This is a genomic window from Streptomyces sp. NPDC058646, from assembly GCF_042716875.1.
Lineage (GTDB): Bacteria > Actinomycetota > Actinomycetes > Streptomycetales > Streptomycetaceae > Streptomyces.
The window spans coordinates 690,339-706,169 of sequence record NZ_JBHXRK010000001.1 but is presented as its reverse complement, the minus strand read 5'-3'; the positions used below and the strand labels follow the sequence as shown (position 1 = coordinate 706,169).

The following is a 15,831-nucleotide window of genomic DNA, read 5'->3' as shown; positions in this document are numbered from 1 at the left end:
CCTCTCCTCAGTGTTCCGGGCGGTGTGGGGATCCGATCGCCGCGCCGAGCGTCGACTCGACGAGGCGGCCGACCGGGCCGTCGTCGGCTCCGGCGGCGGCGCGCAGGAGGGTCAGCACTTCGTGGCCGATCTCTTCGGAGACCTCCAGGCCCCCGGCCGGTCCGCCGAAATACGAACGGAGCGTCGTCCTGCGGGGGGAGAAGCCGAACCGCCAGGTGGTGACGGTCAGGTCGTGCGACGGTTCGAACACGCCGTGCTCGGTCACCACGCGCCGCTCCACCGGATCGGCCGCGTGGGCGTCGTCGGCGTCCTCCATCCAGACGTGCAGCTGGATGTACTCCGCTCCGTCATCGAGCAGGGTCCGGCCGAACTCCGGTATCTCCCTGGCCAGTTCCGGAACGCTCAGCAGCGCGCCCCGGAACCCCCGCCACGTGCCGGCCATCATCGCCTTCATGAACGCGGACAGGGGCTGGCCGGGATCCACCCGGCAGACCACGGGCCGGTCGTGGGCGAAGAGGCCGACGGCGGCCTCCGAGGCGGCGTCACGGCGCGTGGAGACGGGACTGAAGACGACGAAGCGGTTGCGGCCGCTGCGGCGCCAGATCGCCAGCGCCGTGAGGGCGGACATCACGGCGAACGGGGTGGATTCGTGGGTCTCGCTCACCGCCTTCACCAGGTCGTACAGCTCCGACCCGACGAAGGTGCTGTCGACCTGACTGCGGGTCAGGGGCACGGCGTCCGCGGCGCCGGCGGACCGGTGCGGCATGAGTCCCGTGAGCGGCTCGACCTGCTCCATCGCCGCGGTCCAGCCCCGCAGTTCCTTCTCCCGCTGCGCACCCGCCCTCGTCGACCGGTCGCGGCACAGGTCCGCGAAGCCTTTGGGGAGCGGCCCGAGGCCCCCGCGCCCCTGGAGGAGACGGGTCAGATCGGCGGCGACGATCGCCGCCGAGTTGCCGTCGCACGTGAAGTGATCGAGCGCGACGGTGAGATGGCGCTCGCGCCCCTCCTCCGCGTCCTGGACGAGTTCGAAGTGCGTGCGAGCCGCTTCCCCGCGGTGCTGCTCGGTGTTGAGCAGCTCGGCACGCCGTCGCTCCAGGAGCGCGACGGCGTCCTCGCCGGGCCCGGCCGTGGTGACGACCAGGTCGGCCGTACCGGCGGTCACCGCTTGCACGAACGGCGAGCGTCCGCAGAGGCGGGTGCGCAGGGCGTCTTGGCGCTGCTGGAAGCAGGTCACCGCGTCACGCACGGCGTCGACGCCCACGCCCTCGGGCACGGCCACCGTGACGCGCATGTTGTGGAAGATTCCCGGCCCGAACAGGCCCTCGAGAAAAAGCATGCTCTCTTGTTCCGGCGAGAGCGGAAAATATGTCAACGCATTCACCTGTTCTGAACTGTGCCTGCCTGTCACGCCGCCTGAACGGGAAGCAGTGAATCGGCGGACGGAATGTCGTGACGGAGGACGGCGGCCAGGCATTCCCTCAGCGGAGGGGAGGGTTCAACGCCCTGCCCGTCGCGCAGGGCCCGCCTGATACGGGCGTACTCCATGAGAGCCTCCGTCTGCCTCCCTGCCCGGTAGAGCGCGACCATGAGCTGGCGGGAGAAGTCCTCGTGCACCGGGTGCACCGCCGTCAGCTCCTGCAGTTCGCTGAGGACTTGTACGTGGAGGCCGAGGGCGAGCTGAATGTTGATCTTCTCGCTGGCGGCGACCAGCCGGCCCTCTTCCAGCCGGGCCCGGACCCCGCGCAGCCAGGCACTGTCCGACACTCCGCCCAGGGCGGGCCCGCGCCACAGGAACAGCGCACGCTCGTACAGACCCACCGCCGCTTCCCCGCCCACCGCACGGGCCTCGGCGCACAGCCGGTCGAAGAGGTGTGAGTCGACCTCGTTCTCGCCCAGCCGTAGCCCGTACCCCGGCCGACCGGTGATCACGCAGGAGTTGGCGAACCCGGCACCGCAGGCGGAATCCAGGTCCCGGCGCAGCCTGGACATCAGGGCGTGCAGGGCGTTGTCGGCCTTCTCGGGACTGCGTCTGGGCCAGATCTCACCCACCAGCGTGGTGCTGGAGACGATTGACGGAGAAGCACTCGCGAGAAGGGCGAGCAACGTGCAGAGACGTTCCCCTCTGACCGCGAACGTTTCCTGAGTTGATTGGATGGCCACGGGCCCCAACAAAGACACGCGCATAGCAGAATCCCCCGTTCCTGCCGCCGCATGCCGCCAGTGCGGAAGTCATGCGACGGCCGATGCGCTGATCATGCTCACACGTGAACCGGGGGCCGAGTCAACGGCCATCTCACCATCCGGTCTAAACCATCAACTGACCCGTGGAGAAATGGTGTTGATTATCAAAGACCCTGTTCGGCGCTCCCGGTCAGAGGCTGCGCACGAGCCCGCCGTCGCACCGTACGGCCGTCCCGGTGATGTACGAGGCCGGCGCGCTGCAGAGGAACGCGGCGGCCGCGGCGAACTCCGAGGGGCGTCCGTAGCGCCGGGCCGGGATCGTGGCGACCGATGCCTGCTCCACCTCGGCGACAGTACGGCCGGTGCGTGCCGCGTTCGCGGCGTCGACCTGCGCGGTGCGGTCCGTCTCGATGCGGCCGGGCAGCAGGAGGTTGACGGTCACCCCGTCGGCGGCGACCTCGGCAGCCAGCGTCTTGAGGTAGCCGGCCAGTGCGGCGCGGCCGAGGTTCGACAGTGCGAGGTTGGGCAGCGGAGCGGCGATCCCGCTGGAGCCGACCGCCAGGATCCGGCCCCAGCCCCGTGCCCGCATGGCGGGCAGGACCAGCGAGACCAACTGGATGTGCCGGCGTACCGTGGCGTCGAGGGCCGCGTCCACGTCGGCGATGCCGATGCCGGTCGCCGGAGCGGGCCGGGGGCCGGGGCCGTTGAGCACGAGGATGTCGGGGGTCCCGAATGCCTCGACCGTGGCCCGCAGCAGCTCGTGCGGCCCCTCCTCGGTGATGAGGTCGACCGCGACGCCGACGGCGCTGGGCAGGTCCGTGGCGATCTCCTTCGCCCGATCCCCCCGCCGGCCGCAGACCACCGTATCGGCGCCTTCCGCGGCCAGCAGCCGGGCGATCGCCTCGCCGATCCCTCCCGTCGAGGAGCAGACCAGGGCCGTACGCCCCGCGATGCCGAGATCCATCAGCGCACCTCCGGCCGACGGGCCGCGGGTGCGGCACCGGGTGGAAGGAGCGGCCGATCGTGACGGCACATCATCAAGCAACCTCCTGGAAGACGACCGGCTGCAGCGCCGGCAGGCAGGCTCCTCGACCGTGCCCGTGCCTGGGCCCCGGCTAGCCGGCGTGCACGGAATCCGGGGCGGTGCGTCGGCGCAGCGGACTGCCACCGAGGACGGCGAAGACCGCCCCGCCCAGCATGATCAGCGTGCCGACGAACTGCACGCTCGTGAACGACTCGCCCAGGAACACGGTCGAGAAGAAGGAACCGAACACCGGAACGGTGAACATCATGGTGGTGGCCGTGGACGCGCTCACGCTGCGCAGTCCGCGGTGGTAGAACAGGTAGGCGATCGTGGTCGGCCCGACGGCGAGGAAGATGACGTTCGCCCAGGCGAGGCCCGAGACCGACTGCCACGACACGTCGCCCGCCGCCGGGACGGCGAGGACGATCAGTCCGAGCCCGCCGACGCCGGTTCCCCAGGCCGTGGCCCGCAGCGGGTCCACGCCCGACAGGATCGACTTCGACAGGATGCTGTACGCCGCCCAGCACCCGGCCCCCGCCATGAAGACGAGGTCCCCGACCAGCCGGGTGGAGCCGGCCGCCTCCCCGCTGATCCCCAGGAAGAAGACCAGCGCGCCCAGCGCGCCGACCGTCAGCCCGGCGACCCGCGGCCAGGAAGCCGTCTCACGGCCCAGCAGGATCAGGGCGGCGGTGGTCAGGATGGGGCTCAGCACGGGCACGATGATGCTGCCGTCGAGCGAGGGGGCCAGGGACAGCCCCCAGAAGAAGAAGACGTTGTAGGCCAGGACCCCCAGCAGCCCGGCAAGCCCCGCGCGTACCGCCGCGGCACGTCCGATCGGACGCGAGCGACCTCTGAGCACCACGGCGAGGAGGATCAGCAGCAGTCCGCCGCCGCCGAACCGGAGGGCCGCCGCGACCTCGTGCGGCATCTCCCCCACGACCACCTTGGAGCTGGCGAAGGCACTGCCGAACATGACCATGGTGACGAGGAGGTTCAGGTACGGGACGGCCGTTGACCGCGCCGTCGCCGCAGAGCGGGAAACGTCGCTCGTCACCGGTACATCACCGCACCCTTGATCACCTTGTCGACCTGGTTCTTCCCGCCGTGGAGCGCGATGCCCACGAGGTCGAGCTTCGCCGTCTCCACCGCCCGTACCGCCGCGCGGTTGTCGTGGTCGTTGCCCGTCGCGAACAGGTCCGAGGTGAAGACCGAGAGCGGCATGCCGCGCGCGACCGCGCGGCCGTGAGCGGCGGTGAGCACCTCATCGGTCGCGCTGAGCACCAGAACGGGCTGGCGGAACATGGGGAGGTAGGCGACCCCGTCCGCGTCGAGGTACTCCTGCCCGATGATGTCGGGGTCCGCGGTCGGCAAGCCGCTGACCAGGAACGCCGTCACGTTCACGGCCTGCCAGCTCTCGAGGTCGTCCCGCAGGACGACCACGATCTTGGTCTTCGGCGGCGCCGGGGTCTCGTGCTGTTCAATTTCCATAGCTGGGGACCCTACTTGGTCACATGATCACGCTGACGTTGAACTGCGTACTGCGCCACTCGGGGAGAGTGGCGAGCGCCCCGCCCGGGCGGACCCGGTCCGCGGGACCCGTCCAACCTGCCGGGACGGACCGGGAACCGGGGCCGGCCACCCCCTAGCGACCGGAGACCCTGTCGAGGACCTCGTCGCCCTCCGCGTTCCGCTTCGCCTTGATGACCTTCTGGTGCGGGTCGCTGACCATGACCTTCGCGAGGAGTCCCGGCTGAGCGGACATGTCCTGGAACGGCGACCAGAGCGCGCCGTCGTGGAGAGCCCGCAGATCGGTGACGCTCAGTCCGCTGATCCGCTCCAGGCGCGCGGCCAGCGCCTGGTCCTCCGCGCCGGCGAGCAGTGCCCGGATGCGGTCCTCCTCCGGAAGGAGGTCCGGCTGCTCTCCCGCGAGGTACTCGTGCAGGTTGGCGGCGCGCCCGGCGAAGGGCGAGTACACCATGCAGACCAGCTGCGTGGTGTCCAGGCCGAAGGCGACCTCGCCGTACTCGGTGGCTGCCTCGCGCATCGACTTGACGCCGACATCGGTGCGATAGCGCTCCTCCATTTCCTCGACGAGGTGCTCCGGGAAGTGCTTGCGCCGCATCAGCTCCAGGGCGAAGTCCACGTACTGGGCGATGCCCTCCCGGTAGGAGCGCTTGTAGACGTGCTCGGTGCGCAGCCCGCGCAAGTGGGCCATGAGCGCGGGGTTGGCACAGTCCGACTCGGTGAAGTTGAAGGCGATCTCGTCGAAGACGAAGTCGAGGAAGTCCGTCAGCAGGCTCCAGTGCGCCCCCGAGGCGTAGCTCGTGTAGTCGTAGATCGAGAAGAAGGCCAGGGCGTCGGAGATGTCCGAGGTCACCCCCCGGTCCTTGATCCTCTCTTCGTTCTCCGATCCGTGGATCTCCTCGAAGTAGGCCTTGGCCAGCCCGTCGAGGGTCTCCAGCGTGCCCTTGAACCCCTTCCTGCCGTCGGCGGGCTTCTGGCCGGCCCCGCGCGCCAACTGGCGGATCCACAGGGCGTAGTCACGCTGCTCCTGCGGGGAGTCACCGGTGATGATGAGGTCCACGCCTCCGCCGTGGCGGGCCGCCACGCCGAACGAGTTGGCCACGTTCAGGTTGCAGGCGTTGCAGAAGGTCGCCCGGCCGTCGCCGTAGGTCCGGTGGCCGCCCATGAGCATGTCGACCCGGTTGAACTCGATGAGCCGGTGCGGCATGCTGCGGTCCCGGGCGAACGGCCGGACCTGGCCGCCCTCCAGGAGCAGCAGCTCGGCATCCGGGTCGTCGTAGAGCCCCAGCGCCTTGTACGTGCGGTCGATGTTGAGCATCACCTGGTAGGGCATTCCACCATGGCGCATGGTGACGACGCGCAACCGGAAGGTCTCGCCGTGCCGTTCGGCGAGCGTCAGGTGGACCGCGCGCACGAACGCCACCGCGTAGGCGCTGTCCTTGCCACCGCCGTAGGCGACCATGACCGTGTTCCGCCCGAGCTCGCCCGGCCGCGGCAAGGCGTTGTAGAGCTTCGTGGCGCACTCTTCGACCGCCGGCACATCCTGCTCCGGTAGAGCCCTCCGCAATTCGTCCAGCATTGTCGTGCGCATCGGAATCCTCCCTGGCTGCTTCATCCTGAAGGGGCGCAGCCGACTTGAGTCGTCGAAGCCTCGCTCGTGGAGGCCTGGTGTTGTGAACGGGTGCGCCGACCGGCGCACCATCACCGAAACACCCACTGGGGGCGGCGGATTCGTGTTCGTTACGGAATCAGCCGGTCGGTTCCCGGCATCCGTCAGCGTGCGAGTCGGCAGGATCCAGCCTGTCGAACTGTGCAGCGGGGTGAGGCGCTGAGCGGCCTGATGAGGGGGCCAGCTCTTCGCCGGGCAAGCCAAACACAGAGTGTGAGTCATGTCCAGGCCAAGATCGACGCCCTCACTCAGGTGTGTCGGGCCGGGTCGACCGGGGTCCCTGATACGGAGCTGACACGATTCTGGGATTCCCTGACACGGAGCTGACACACCGCTCGATACCAGCCACCGACATCAACTACATCTCGCCAACCGGCCGGATTGTCACGTTTGCTCGTTGATCCTCGGCGAAACAAAGTGTTAGGTACTCAATGCCGCATCGGCCACCGACGACGCCGGCCCCTCCAGGAATCTTCCGCGGCTCTTCCGCGAGCCCGGTTGTGCCCACCGCTCCGGAAAATCCCGGCCGGTTCCGGCCCTTTCCTCTGCATGTACGAGCCCGGTCGATCCGGCGTTCCGGATCCATGAGTGCCGGAGGACCTATCGACCGTCCACCGTTCCCTCATTGCCGTCGCGTGATCACCGTGGCTGCCGCCAGAGAGGTCAACGCCGGTTCAGCTTCCGCGAGGAGTTGACCGGATCCACCCGCAAACCGCTGAGCCTGTGAGGATGGACATGCCTGCAACACATGCCCCGCTGACGACCGAGCTCCTTGACGCGACACTGCGTGACGGTTCCTACGCGGTCGATTTCCAGCTCGACGAGAAGTTCGTGATCGAGCTCCTCGGCCGCCTGAACGAGACGCCCATACAGAAGATCGAGATCGGTCACGGTCTCGGATTCGAGGCCGAACGGGCCGGCATAACGCCCTGCAACATCGACCTCCACCACTGGTGCGAGATCGCGCGTTCGGAACTGACCGCCTCCTCCTGGGGCATGTTCGCGCAGCCCGAATTCAGCCGTCTCACGACGCTCGCCGAACTCTGCGACCAGGGCATGTCGTTCGTGCGCATCGGAATCGAGGCAGAGCGGGTCGCCGAACACCTCGACTACATCGAGCGCGCCACCGCGATCTGCGGGGAGGTCTACCTCAACCTCATGAAGACGAGTGCCACGCCTGCCGAGCGCCTTCCCGCACTGCTGGAAGGGGTCACCCGCAACATCGCGGGACTGTACGTCGTGGACTCGTACGGCTCGATGCTTCCCAGCGACGTCCGCCGCTACGTGACCGTAGTGAAGGACCTCTTCCCCGTCGTCGGGTTCCACGGCCACGACAACCTCGGCATGGCGAACGCGAACACGATCGCGGCGGTCGAGGCGGGGGCCACGATCGTCGACGGCACGCTCAACGGCATCGGCCGGGGCGCCGGAAACGCGGAGACCGAATCGCTGGCCGGCATCCTCAGCCTCACCAGTGGCGACGTGTACGACTACAAGGAGCTCGGTAAACTCGCCGAGTTCTGCCGCAGCAGCATGGACGTCATTCCGGAGAACCGGACCATGCAGGTGCTCGGCGGCGTGATCGGGATCCACTCCGGCTTCTTCCCGCTCGTCGAGGAGCTCTGCGCCGAACTCACGGTTGACCCGGCCTCCGTGATGGAGACCGCCGTCGAGCTGGCACCGGCGAGCGCGGGCAAGAACGACATTCGCGCCGCGGCACAGCGGATCGCCCAGCGCCCCGCAGTCGTCAAGAGCGCCGTCTAACCACTACCTAACGGGGAGCAACGCTGTGAGACTGGCAAGGTTCAAGACCGAACGAGGACATCAGATCTTCGCGCATCACGCCGGGGGCTGGATTCCGCTCTCCGGCATCGAGGGGTACGAGACTCCGACCCGCATCACCGACCTGCTGGACGACGCACGGCGCACCGAACTCGCGGCCCTGCTCCCCTCCCTGCCGCCTGCCGAACCGGCCGGCATCCGGCTCGACGGCGCCGCGACCATAGTCGACGACGGTGACATCTGGGGGGCCGGCCTGAACTACAAGGGCCACTCCGCCGATCTGAACGCCCAGCAGCCCGCGTCCGGACCCGGGTCCTACCTGAGGCCGGGCAACTGCCTCATCGGCAACGGTGAGGACATCGAACTTCCCTCCCAGAGCAAGCGAGTGACGGCGGAAGCCGAACTCGGCCTGATCATCGGAACGGAATGCAAGAACGTACGGCGTGGTGAATGGCGGTCGGTCATCGCGGGCGTCACGGCCGTTCTCGATATGACCGCCGAAGACGTCATCCGGGAAAATCCCCGGTACATTCCCTGGGCCAAGGGATTCGACACCTTCTGCAGCGTCGGTCCGCAGTTCGTGACGCTGGACGAGTTCGACGACTCGGCCCTTGCCTCGATCCGGGTGTCGACCATCCGCAACGGTGAAGTCATCGCTTCCGCGCTGGTGTCCGACATGAAGTACGACCTGGGATATCTGGTCGAGTACTTCACGGCCGGCCGTACCCTCGCCGCTGGAACCGTCATCTGCACGGGAACTCCGGGGGCCGCCGTGATCAGCCCCGGCGACTCGATCCAGTCCGTGGTCGAGGGCGTGGGCACCCTCACTCACACCGTGAGATGACCGGAATCCGATGACGAGCGTAAAGGGCATGAGCAGTTGACCGTACAGCAGATGTCAGTAGTGGATGCGATCGAGCGCGCCATTCAGGAGAATCCCGAAGGCGGAGCGATCGAGACTCCGGACAGGGTGATCACCTACCGGGAGTTCGGTGAGCAGGTCCGTGACTTCGCGGCACGGCTCGACGCGAACGCGGCGCCCGGTGAATTCATCGGAATCGAGGCCGTCCGGTCCTCCGGGTCCATCGTCGCCATGGTCGGCGCACTGCGGTCAGGGCGTCCGTTCGTCTTCATCGACCCGCGCGACAGCGAGGCGTCGAACCGGACCAAGGTGTCCCGGCTCGGTATCAACCTGGTCGCCAGAAGCACGACTTCCCCGAACGCGCCCGAACTCTCGGCGACGCCCGCCGAATGGCGGGATGACACGGGAGCGGAACTCCTCCAGGCACCCGCGGGACTCGCGGCGTACCGCGGCACCATCGGCTACGCGATCCACACGTCGGGCTCGACGGGCGAACCCAAGTGCGTTCTGGTGCGCACCGGGCCGCTGGCCGCGATGGTCCAGGACCACGTGCGGTCCCTGGGGATGGACACGCGGTGCCGCACGCTGCAGTTCGCCCGGCTGACCTTCGACGGATGCATCACGGAGATTCTGTGGACCCTGACCGCGGGCGCATGCCTGGTGGTCCTCGGAGAGCAGCATCTCAGTCCCGGACCGGTCCTTCAGAAGACGCTGGAGAACTTCCGCATCACCCATCTGAAGACCACCCCGTTCGCGCTGACCGCCACCGAACCCACACCGGCGATGAGCCTGAAGCACGTCATCAACGGCGGCGGTTCGTGCCGTCAGGCGGTGGTCCAGAAGTGGTCGTCGGCGGCGGCGTTCCACAACGCGTACGGGACCACGGAGACCACGGTCTGCAACCTGCTCAGCGACGCCCTGGACCCGGCTCACTGCACCGAGGCGGTGCCGCTCGGCAATGTCGTGGGTGACTGCGCCTACGAGATCGTCCCCCTGCCCGCTGCGGCCGGGGAGGACCCCGTGGGTTCGTCCGTGGTCCGCGGCGAACTCGTCATCACCGGGGAGAGCGTCGCGATCGGCTACCTCACCGCGCAGGGTCTGCGGCCCTTCCTCGACGAGGACGCGAACCGGGTCTACCGGACGGGGGACGTGGTCGAACTCCGCGGCGGGCAGATCTACTTCGTCGAGCGGCTGGACCGGCAGCTGAAGGTGCGCGGCTACCGCCTCGACCCGGGTGAGATCGAGGCGGCCGCGTGCCGGCTCGACTCGGTCACCGAGGCGGTGGTGACCGCCGAGTCGCACGACAGCGCGGACGGCTCCGACGCCGACGCCCTCGTCTGCTACTACCAGGGCGCCGCGACTCCGCGGGCGATGCGCTCGCACCTCGAGTCGGTCCTCGATTCGTACAAGGTCCCCTCGGTGATCAAGCAGATCGCCGCACTGCCCTACACCCCGAACGGCAAGGTCGACCGTGACGCCCTCAGGGCCGGCCGGAACTCCGCCCCGGAGGCGGCCAGGGCGGCGGGACCGGAGGAGCAGGTCCTTGAGCTGGTCCGCCGCCTCACCGGTGTGAGCGACCCCTGCCTCGACGACAACTTCTTCGACATCGGCGGCGATTCGGCCTCCACGGTCGTCCTCGTCAGCAGGCTCAAGAAGCTCGGCTGGATGGACGCCGGAGTCCGGGACGTGCTCCGAGCAGAGAACCTGAGGGCTCTCGCCGATGAACTACGCGATCGGAGTGTGTGAGCACGATGTGTGGCGTGTGCGGGACCTTTTCCCCGGACGGTCGGATCGATCGCAGCGTCGCAGCTGCCATGCACACCCGGCTCGTCCATCGCGGCCCTGACGAGACCTACTCACTGAATACCGGGACGATCTCGGCGAAGCTCGGCCGCCTGGGCATGAACGGCCTGGTCGACGGCTGGCAGCCCGCGGAGGACCACAGCGGCCGCTACGTCGCCCTGACGAACGGCGAGGTGTTCAACCTCAAGGCTCTTCGCGAGAAGGTGGGTTCCCCTCCGCAGGCCAACGGCGTCGACGTGGCGGTCATCCCCGAACTCGTCGCCCGGTTCGGCATCGAGGGGCTCGGTCTGGTGGACGGACAGTTCGCCACCGTCATCTTCGACCGCGCCGAGAACTCGCTGACCCTCGCTCGGGACCGGTTCGGGATCTGTCCGCTGTACTACACGGTGGCCGGATCGGACGTGCACTTCTGCTCGGAGATCAAGCCTCTGGTGCAATGTGTCGCCCAGGCCTGGAAGGTCGACATCGGTGCGGTCGACCAGTACTTCGCGCTGGGCAACATCGTCGCGCCGCGCACTCTCGTCGAGGGAGTGCTGGCCGTTCCGCCGGGCTGCGCCGTCCGGTTCGGGGCGAACCACCAGGAGACCGTGCGCTACTGGCGCTACGGGGAGTTCGCGCCGGCCTCGGAGCCCGTATCGGGAGAGGCGCTCCGGGAGAGTCTCAAGCAGTCGACGCTCGACCGTCTGCAGGCCGACGTGGAAATCGGGGCCTACCTGAGCGGCGGATTCGACTCCACCGCGATCCTGATGGAAGCAGCCGCCCTCCTCGACCGTCCGGTCCGGACGTTTTCAGCGGTGTTCGACGACCCGGAACTGGACGAGGGACGCTTCCAGCGCGAGGTGGCGAGCGCCGTCGGAAGCAAGCACGAGCAGGTCCTGTGCCGCCAGAGCGACATCGCCTCGAAATTCGAGGAGATGGTCAGGCACTGCTGCTATCCGCAGCGCGAGACCTACAACGTAGCGGCCATGATGCTCGCGGACACGGCGCGTTCCGCCGGGGTCAAGGGAGTCGTCTCCGGTGAGGGGGCGGACGAGCTGTTCTTCGGCTACGACTCCTACGCTTTCGACAGTGTGACCAGGTCGAGCCGTGCTTCCCGTGCGGAGAACGAACAGGCTTGGGGCAGAGCGGACTTCAGCTGGGAGGTCAACTGGGCGAACATGGCCAGGCGTCGGGAGGAATACCTCACGTCGGCCGTACGCGAGGCGCTCGTGGGCAACGAGTTCTGGCGGACGAGGCTGATCCCGTTCTCCGACGACGAGGTGAAGTCCCTCTCCCAGATGCAGCTGCGCTCCATCGCCGACGTCTACGTTCAGATGTCGGGTCACCTCCTCGGTGATCACGGCGACTCCATGCTGATGGGCAACTCGATCGAGGGCCGCTACCCGTTCCTCTCGCATGCGGTGGTCTCTCTCGCTCTGCAGATCGACGACAGCGCGAAGGTGGTCGACTTCGAAGGGAAGTCGTGCCTCAAGTCGGCCTACGAAGGAATCGTTCCCGAGTCCGTTCTCCGCCGCGGGAAGCACGGGTTCACCGCGTACGACCTGCGGTCCGTCACGGATGCGCGGACCTGGGACGACTGGCGCGACCTCGTGGCGGCGAGCGGCATCTTCACCAGCAGCTGCCTTGACACGCCCCCGCGTCAGGGCCGTGCGGAGAAATGGGACTCCCGGCTCAGCGCCGTCAGCATCGCCGTGGTGATGGACGAGCTGGGTCTCGGCTTCTGATCCATGAGTCACACGTTCACACGAGTCCCACGATTGGAGGGGCCAGTGCCTCCCGAGAGTCCCGGCGTCGTCGTCTTTCCGGGCGCCGGATCATTCGGCGGCGAACTGCTGCCGCTGCTAGGCGAGTTGGGGCCACCCTCGTGGCTCGCCCGGTACCCGGGACGCTTCGGCAAGGACCTCGGTCGTCCCGCGGGATCGTTCGAGGAGATCGTGCAGTCGTGCGTCGCCCAGGTGACGCGCCGACAGGCGGACCGGCCCGTCCTCGTCGGACACAGCTTCGGCGCCTACGTGGCCCGGGCCACGGCCACGAGGCTGGAGGAGCTGGGGACGGGGGTCTCGGCCCTGATTGTCGTCGGTGCCACCGCACCGGAGCTGCTCACCGTTCCCGAAGCCGCCACCCGAAGCCCGTCGGGCACCGCCGCCTACTTCGACGACATCGACCCCGGTCTCGTACCGGGCGAGGCATCCGACGAATGGAGGGAGATCGTCCTCGAAACCGCCATGCAGGATCTCCGGCTGCTCGAGGACTTCATGGCGACCGCATCGCAATACGCCGAGGTGCGCTGTCCTGTGTTCGCCGCACGTGGAGGGGCGGACCCGCTGACGTCCACCAGCGGAATCGGCCGCTGGGCCGGTGCCACCTCCGCCGACTGTGCCCACCGGGTGTTCCCGGGCGGTCATTCGGACGTGCTGCGCTCGCCCGAGTTCACCTCGTGGCTCGTCGACGTGTGTGCCGCCGCGCCTGAGGCCTCCTCCGGCCTGCTCGGGAGCGCCGTACCGACGGCGAAAGACCGCTGAGACCGGACCGCCTCGCCCTCCCGGGACCCTGGAGGGCCGGCGGCTGGAGCGCACCGGGCTCGGCGGAACGAGCCCGGTGCACCGCCCCTCTCCGCGACGACGGCGCGGGTCCCGTTTCGAACCGGTGACGAGCGCACAGCCCGAGCCTGCGGTCCGGCCGGAATCCGTCAGCCCAGGCCCACCCTTCCCCTGGAGAGTCCGCTGTCCCCGCATGCCCGTCCCGAGATCACGATCGTCATCGCCACCCAGCTGCGCGAGGACCGACTCGGCTACCTCGACGCCATGCATGCCAGCCTGCGCCGGCAGAACGTGCCCTGGGAGGCCGTGATCGCGATCGACGGCGCCGACCCCGCCCGCCTGCCCGCGTCACTGGCCGAAGACCCCCGCGTGCGGACACTCGCCCTGCCCCGCCCCGTCGGCGCCGCCTGCGCCCGCAATCTCGCACTCAACGAGGTGCGCACCCCCTTCATGAACTGGGCCGACGACGACGATGAATTCACCGAGGACAGTCTCAGCACGCGGCTGTCCGAGCTCAGGACCACGGGGGTCGGCTGGGTCGCGGGATACAGCGAAGACCTCCACCCGGACGGTTCGACCACCCTGTGGACATGCCCCACCCCGCCCGGACGGCACGAGGCCGGGGACGTGTGGACCTACTGGAAGAGCCCGTCGCACACCATTCCGATCGGCCCCACCACCATCCTTGCCCGTACCGACCTCGTACGCGCCGCCCCCATGGGCGGCCTCGTCCAGGGCGAGGACTACGTCTCGGCCCTGGGCATCACCGGCCTCGCGCCCGGCATCCTCCTGCCCAGGCCGGTCTACCGGTACCGTAAACACGCAGGTCAGATGACCGCCCAAGGAGCCGCCTACCAGGCTTTGGAGGCGAAGGCGCGCACCCACGCCTGGAACTTCGGCCGCAGCCTCCGCGCCTTGGTGACCCCGCAGCACAGCCAAGAGCCCCACGTCGCCCGGCCGTCCGCCGGCCTCGCCATCGATCCCGCCCCGGGACCGCGGGCCCGGAGCGGCGCTTCCCTCTGACCGCACCGGATGGCGTAACGCCTCTGGCCCTCGTTCCGGACAACGGTCAGCAGGGGCACAGCGGGACCGGCGGACGAAACGGGCACGCATGCGCGCCACCGACGGGCCCGTTCGACGGGGTGTGCGGCGCGGCCCGAGCCCCGTCAGCCCGTTGCGCTCGGCGCCGGGCGGAACGTTCCGGTGACGGTGTGCGGCGCTCCCGTCGTCGTGGTGGCCGTCGCGGTGTAGGCATCGGCGGTCACGGCGCGTGAGCCCGGGGCATGGTTGTACTGGACGGCGAAGACGTGCTGTCCCGGGGGGACGGTTCGGCCCGGCTTGAGGGTCCACCGGTAGGTGAGGGTGCCGCCCTCGTCGGCCGTGGTCAGCGTGAAGTCGCCCTCGGGCAGGGTCCGCCATGCGCCGGTGGACGCCACGCCGCCCGTCTGGGCGATGCGGACCTCCAGCGTGAGCGCGTCCAGGGGCGCACCGGTCTGGAGGGTGATGTTGCTCTGCGACCAGTAGGCGTTGATGTGGGGGTCGACGGCGCCGTCGGAGCGGAGCGGCCCGTCCTGGGTGCGGGGCGGCGCGGGCGGGGCGGAAGGGGTGGGGGCACCGAATGCCGTCGACGGGGGCGCCGGCGCTGCGGTGATCGTGGCGGCTTCCCGCCCGGGATGGTTCGTCTGGACGGTACTCGCGATCGTGTATCCGCCCGCCACGAGCGCCGCCGTCGAAGCGAGGGTGGCGAGGGTGACGCGGGGCCAGGACAGCGGCCGGGCCGTACGGGGACCGGGCCGCGGGGTGCGGGACATGCCGTGCCGGACCCGCTCCAGCATCCCGTCCCTGTCCGGGGCGTGAGCCGCCGCCGCATCCCGGAGACGGCGCTTCAGATCCTCCATCAGTTCCTCGTTCCGGTCAGTTCTTCGGCGGCCTGGGCACCGAGGAGGCGCTGCAGTTCGGCCATGGCCTTGGAGGTCTGGCTCTTCACCGTACCGACGGATGTCCCGAGAGCGAGGGCGGTGTCCTTCTCCGACAGGTCCAGTGCGTGGCGCAGCACGACGCATGCGCGTTTGCGGAACGGCAGTCGCGCCAGCGCGCGGCGCACGTCCATGACCGCGTCCACGTCGGGGTGCTGCGCGCGGCCCGGGAGGGCGGACCAGAAGAGGTGGATGCGGCGCCGTTCCCGGATGAGAGCGCGGATGCGGGCGCGGGCCATGTTGGTGACCACACCGCGGGCGTAGGCCACCGGGTGGTCGGCGCGCTGGACGCGGTCCCAGCGGTGCCAGAGCGCCACGAATGCGTCGGCGGCCAGGTCGTCGGCGGTATCCGCCTCACCGGTGAGCAGGTGGGCGAGGCGCGCCAGTTCGGCGTGATGGCGCTCGAAGAAGTCGTGGAACTCCGCGGACGCGTCGTCGAGGGCCATACCGGAGTCTCCGTGGGGTGTGTC

The 15,831-nt window shown here is 69.0% G+C and carries 14 protein-coding genes; 6 read left to right on the top strand and 8 right to left on the bottom strand.

Annotated elements, in window-relative coordinates; all coding sequences use genetic code 11:
* Nucleotides 1–7: 7 nt before the first annotated feature.
* From ACFWUZ_RS03105 to ACFWUZ_RS03080, 6 genes are all read right to left on the bottom strand, one after another.
* A complete protein-coding gene (locus ACFWUZ_RS03105; RefSeq protein ID WP_384366001.1) occupies nucleotides 8–1,474 on the bottom strand; it encodes a condensation domain-containing protein in 1,467 nt (488 codons plus the stop codon).
* Nucleotides 1,405–2,184: a BTAD domain-containing putative transcriptional regulator gene (locus tag ACFWUZ_RS03100; RefSeq protein WP_384365998.1), complete on the bottom strand. Its 780-nt coding sequence runs from the start codon at nucleotides 2,182–2,184 to the stop codon at nucleotides 1,405–1,407. The genes ACFWUZ_RS03105 and ACFWUZ_RS03100 overlap by 70 nt, the downstream gene beginning before the upstream one ends.
* A gap of 187 nt (nucleotides 2,185–2,371) precedes the next feature.
* Nucleotides 2,372–3,145, bottom strand: a complete 774-nt coding sequence (locus tag ACFWUZ_RS03095) for an SDR family oxidoreductase (RefSeq protein WP_384365995.1) — start codon at nucleotides 3,143–3,145, stop codon at nucleotides 2,372–2,374.
* A gap of 151 nt (nucleotides 3,146–3,296) precedes the next feature.
* On the bottom strand, nucleotides 3,297–4,259 hold the full coding sequence (locus ACFWUZ_RS03090) for a DMT family transporter (RefSeq protein WP_384365992.1): 963 nt from the start codon (nucleotides 4,257–4,259) through the stop codon (nucleotides 3,297–3,299).
* Nucleotides 4,256–4,693, bottom strand: coding sequence for a DUF2000 family protein (locus ACFWUZ_RS03085; protein WP_384365989.1), 438 nt, complete (start codon nucleotides 4,691–4,693; stop codon nucleotides 4,256–4,258). Before ACFWUZ_RS03085 ends, ACFWUZ_RS03090 begins: the two co-directional genes overlap by 4 nt.
* A gap of 154 nt (nucleotides 4,694–4,847) precedes the next feature.
* Nucleotides 4,848–6,320 carry a PqqD family protein gene (locus tag ACFWUZ_RS03080; protein ID WP_384365986.1) on the bottom strand — a complete coding sequence of 491 codons (1,473 nt, stop codon included), beginning with the start codon at nucleotides 6,318–6,320 and terminating at the stop codon, nucleotides 4,848–4,850.
* An 813-nt stretch (nucleotides 6,321–7,133) separates the two neighbouring features.
* Between ACFWUZ_RS03080 and ACFWUZ_RS03075 the strand changes: the two genes are divergently transcribed.
* The 6 genes from ACFWUZ_RS03075 to ACFWUZ_RS03050 all read left to right on the top strand — a co-directional run bounded on the left by ACFWUZ_RS03075 (nucleotide 7,134) and on the right by ACFWUZ_RS03050 (nucleotide 14,408).
* Nucleotides 7,134–8,162: a hypothetical protein gene (locus tag ACFWUZ_RS03075; RefSeq protein ID WP_384365983.1), complete on the top strand. Its 1,029-nt coding sequence runs from the start codon at nucleotides 7,134–7,136 to the stop codon at nucleotides 8,160–8,162.
* Between the two features lie 25 nt (nucleotides 8,163–8,187).
* Entirely contained in the window at nucleotides 8,188–9,024 is an 837-nt protein-coding gene (locus ACFWUZ_RS03070) for a fumarylacetoacetate hydrolase family protein (protein ID WP_384365980.1), read from the top strand.
* Between the two features lie 51 nt (nucleotides 9,025–9,075).
* Nucleotides 9,076–10,788 (top strand): non-ribosomal peptide synthetase, encoded by a 1,713-nt coding sequence (locus ACFWUZ_RS03065; RefSeq protein ID WP_384365977.1) that lies wholly within the window; start codon nucleotides 9,076–9,078, stop codon nucleotides 10,786–10,788.
* A 5-nt stretch (nucleotides 10,789–10,793) separates the two neighbouring features.
* A complete protein-coding gene (asnB, locus tag ACFWUZ_RS03060; protein WP_384366340.1) occupies nucleotides 10,794–12,569 on the top strand; it encodes an asparagine synthase (glutamine-hydrolyzing) in 1,776 nt (591 codons plus the stop codon).
* A gap of 45 nt (nucleotides 12,570–12,614) precedes the next feature.
* Nucleotides 12,615–13,367, top strand: coding sequence for a thioesterase II family protein (locus ACFWUZ_RS03055; RefSeq protein WP_384365974.1), 753 nt, complete (start codon nucleotides 12,615–12,617; stop codon nucleotides 13,365–13,367).
* Between the two features lie 231 nt (nucleotides 13,368–13,598).
* Complete coding sequence (locus tag ACFWUZ_RS03050; protein ID WP_384366337.1) at nucleotides 13,599–14,408, top strand: glycosyltransferase; 810 nt, start codon at nucleotides 13,599–13,601, stop codon at nucleotides 14,406–14,408.
* A gap of 143 nt (nucleotides 14,409–14,551) precedes the next feature.
* Here the strand turns inward: ACFWUZ_RS03050 and ACFWUZ_RS03045 are convergent, their stop codons facing one another.
* Complete coding sequence (locus tag ACFWUZ_RS03045) at nucleotides 14,552–15,283, bottom strand: hypothetical protein (protein ID WP_384365971.1); 732 nt, start codon at nucleotides 15,281–15,283, stop codon at nucleotides 14,552–14,554.
* On the bottom strand, nucleotides 15,283–15,807 hold the full coding sequence (locus tag ACFWUZ_RS03040) for a SigE family RNA polymerase sigma factor (protein WP_384365968.1): 525 nt from the start codon (nucleotides 15,805–15,807) through the stop codon (nucleotides 15,283–15,285). The genes ACFWUZ_RS03045 and ACFWUZ_RS03040 overlap by 1 nt, the downstream gene beginning before the upstream one ends.
* Nucleotides 15,808–15,831 lie beyond the last annotated feature (24 nt).

Bases quoted from the DNA above. Each gene is read 5' to 3' on its own strand.
- ACFWUZ_RS03105 (WP_384366001.1), bottom strand. From the start codon at position 1,474: ATGCCTGGCCGCCGTCCTCCGTCACGACATTCCGTCCGCCGATTCACT.
- ACFWUZ_RS03100 (WP_384365998.1), bottom strand. From the start codon at position 2,184: ATGCGCGTGTCTTTGTTGGGGCCCGTGGCCATCCAATCAACTCAGGAA.
- ACFWUZ_RS03095 (WP_384365995.1), bottom strand. From the start codon at position 3,145: ATGGATCTCGGCATCGCGGGGCGTACGGCCCTGGTCTGCTCCTCGACG.
- ACFWUZ_RS03085 (WP_384365989.1), bottom strand. From the start codon at position 4,693: ATGGAAATTGAACAGCACGAGACCCCGGCGCCGCCGAAGACCAAGATC.
- ACFWUZ_RS03080 (WP_384365986.1), bottom strand. From the start codon at position 6,320: ATGCGCACGACAATGCTGGACGAATTGCGGAGGGCTCTACCGGAGCAG.
- ACFWUZ_RS03075 (WP_384365983.1), top strand. From the start codon at position 7,134: ATGCCTGCAACACATGCCCCGCTGACGACCGAGCTCCTTGACGCGACA.
- ACFWUZ_RS03065 (WP_384365977.1), top strand. From the start codon at position 9,076: ATGTCAGTAGTGGATGCGATCGAGCGCGCCATTCAGGAGAATCCCGAA.
- asnB (WP_384366340.1), top strand. From the start codon at position 10,794: ATGTGTGGCGTGTGCGGGACCTTTTCCCCGGACGGTCGGATCGATCGC.
- ACFWUZ_RS03045 (WP_384365971.1), bottom strand. From the start codon at position 15,283: ATGGAGGATCTGAAGCGCCGTCTCCGGGATGCGGCGGCGGCTCACGCC.
- ACFWUZ_RS03040 (WP_384365968.1), bottom strand. From the start codon at position 15,807: ATGGCCCTCGACGACGCGTCCGCGGAGTTCCACGACTTCTTCGAGCGC.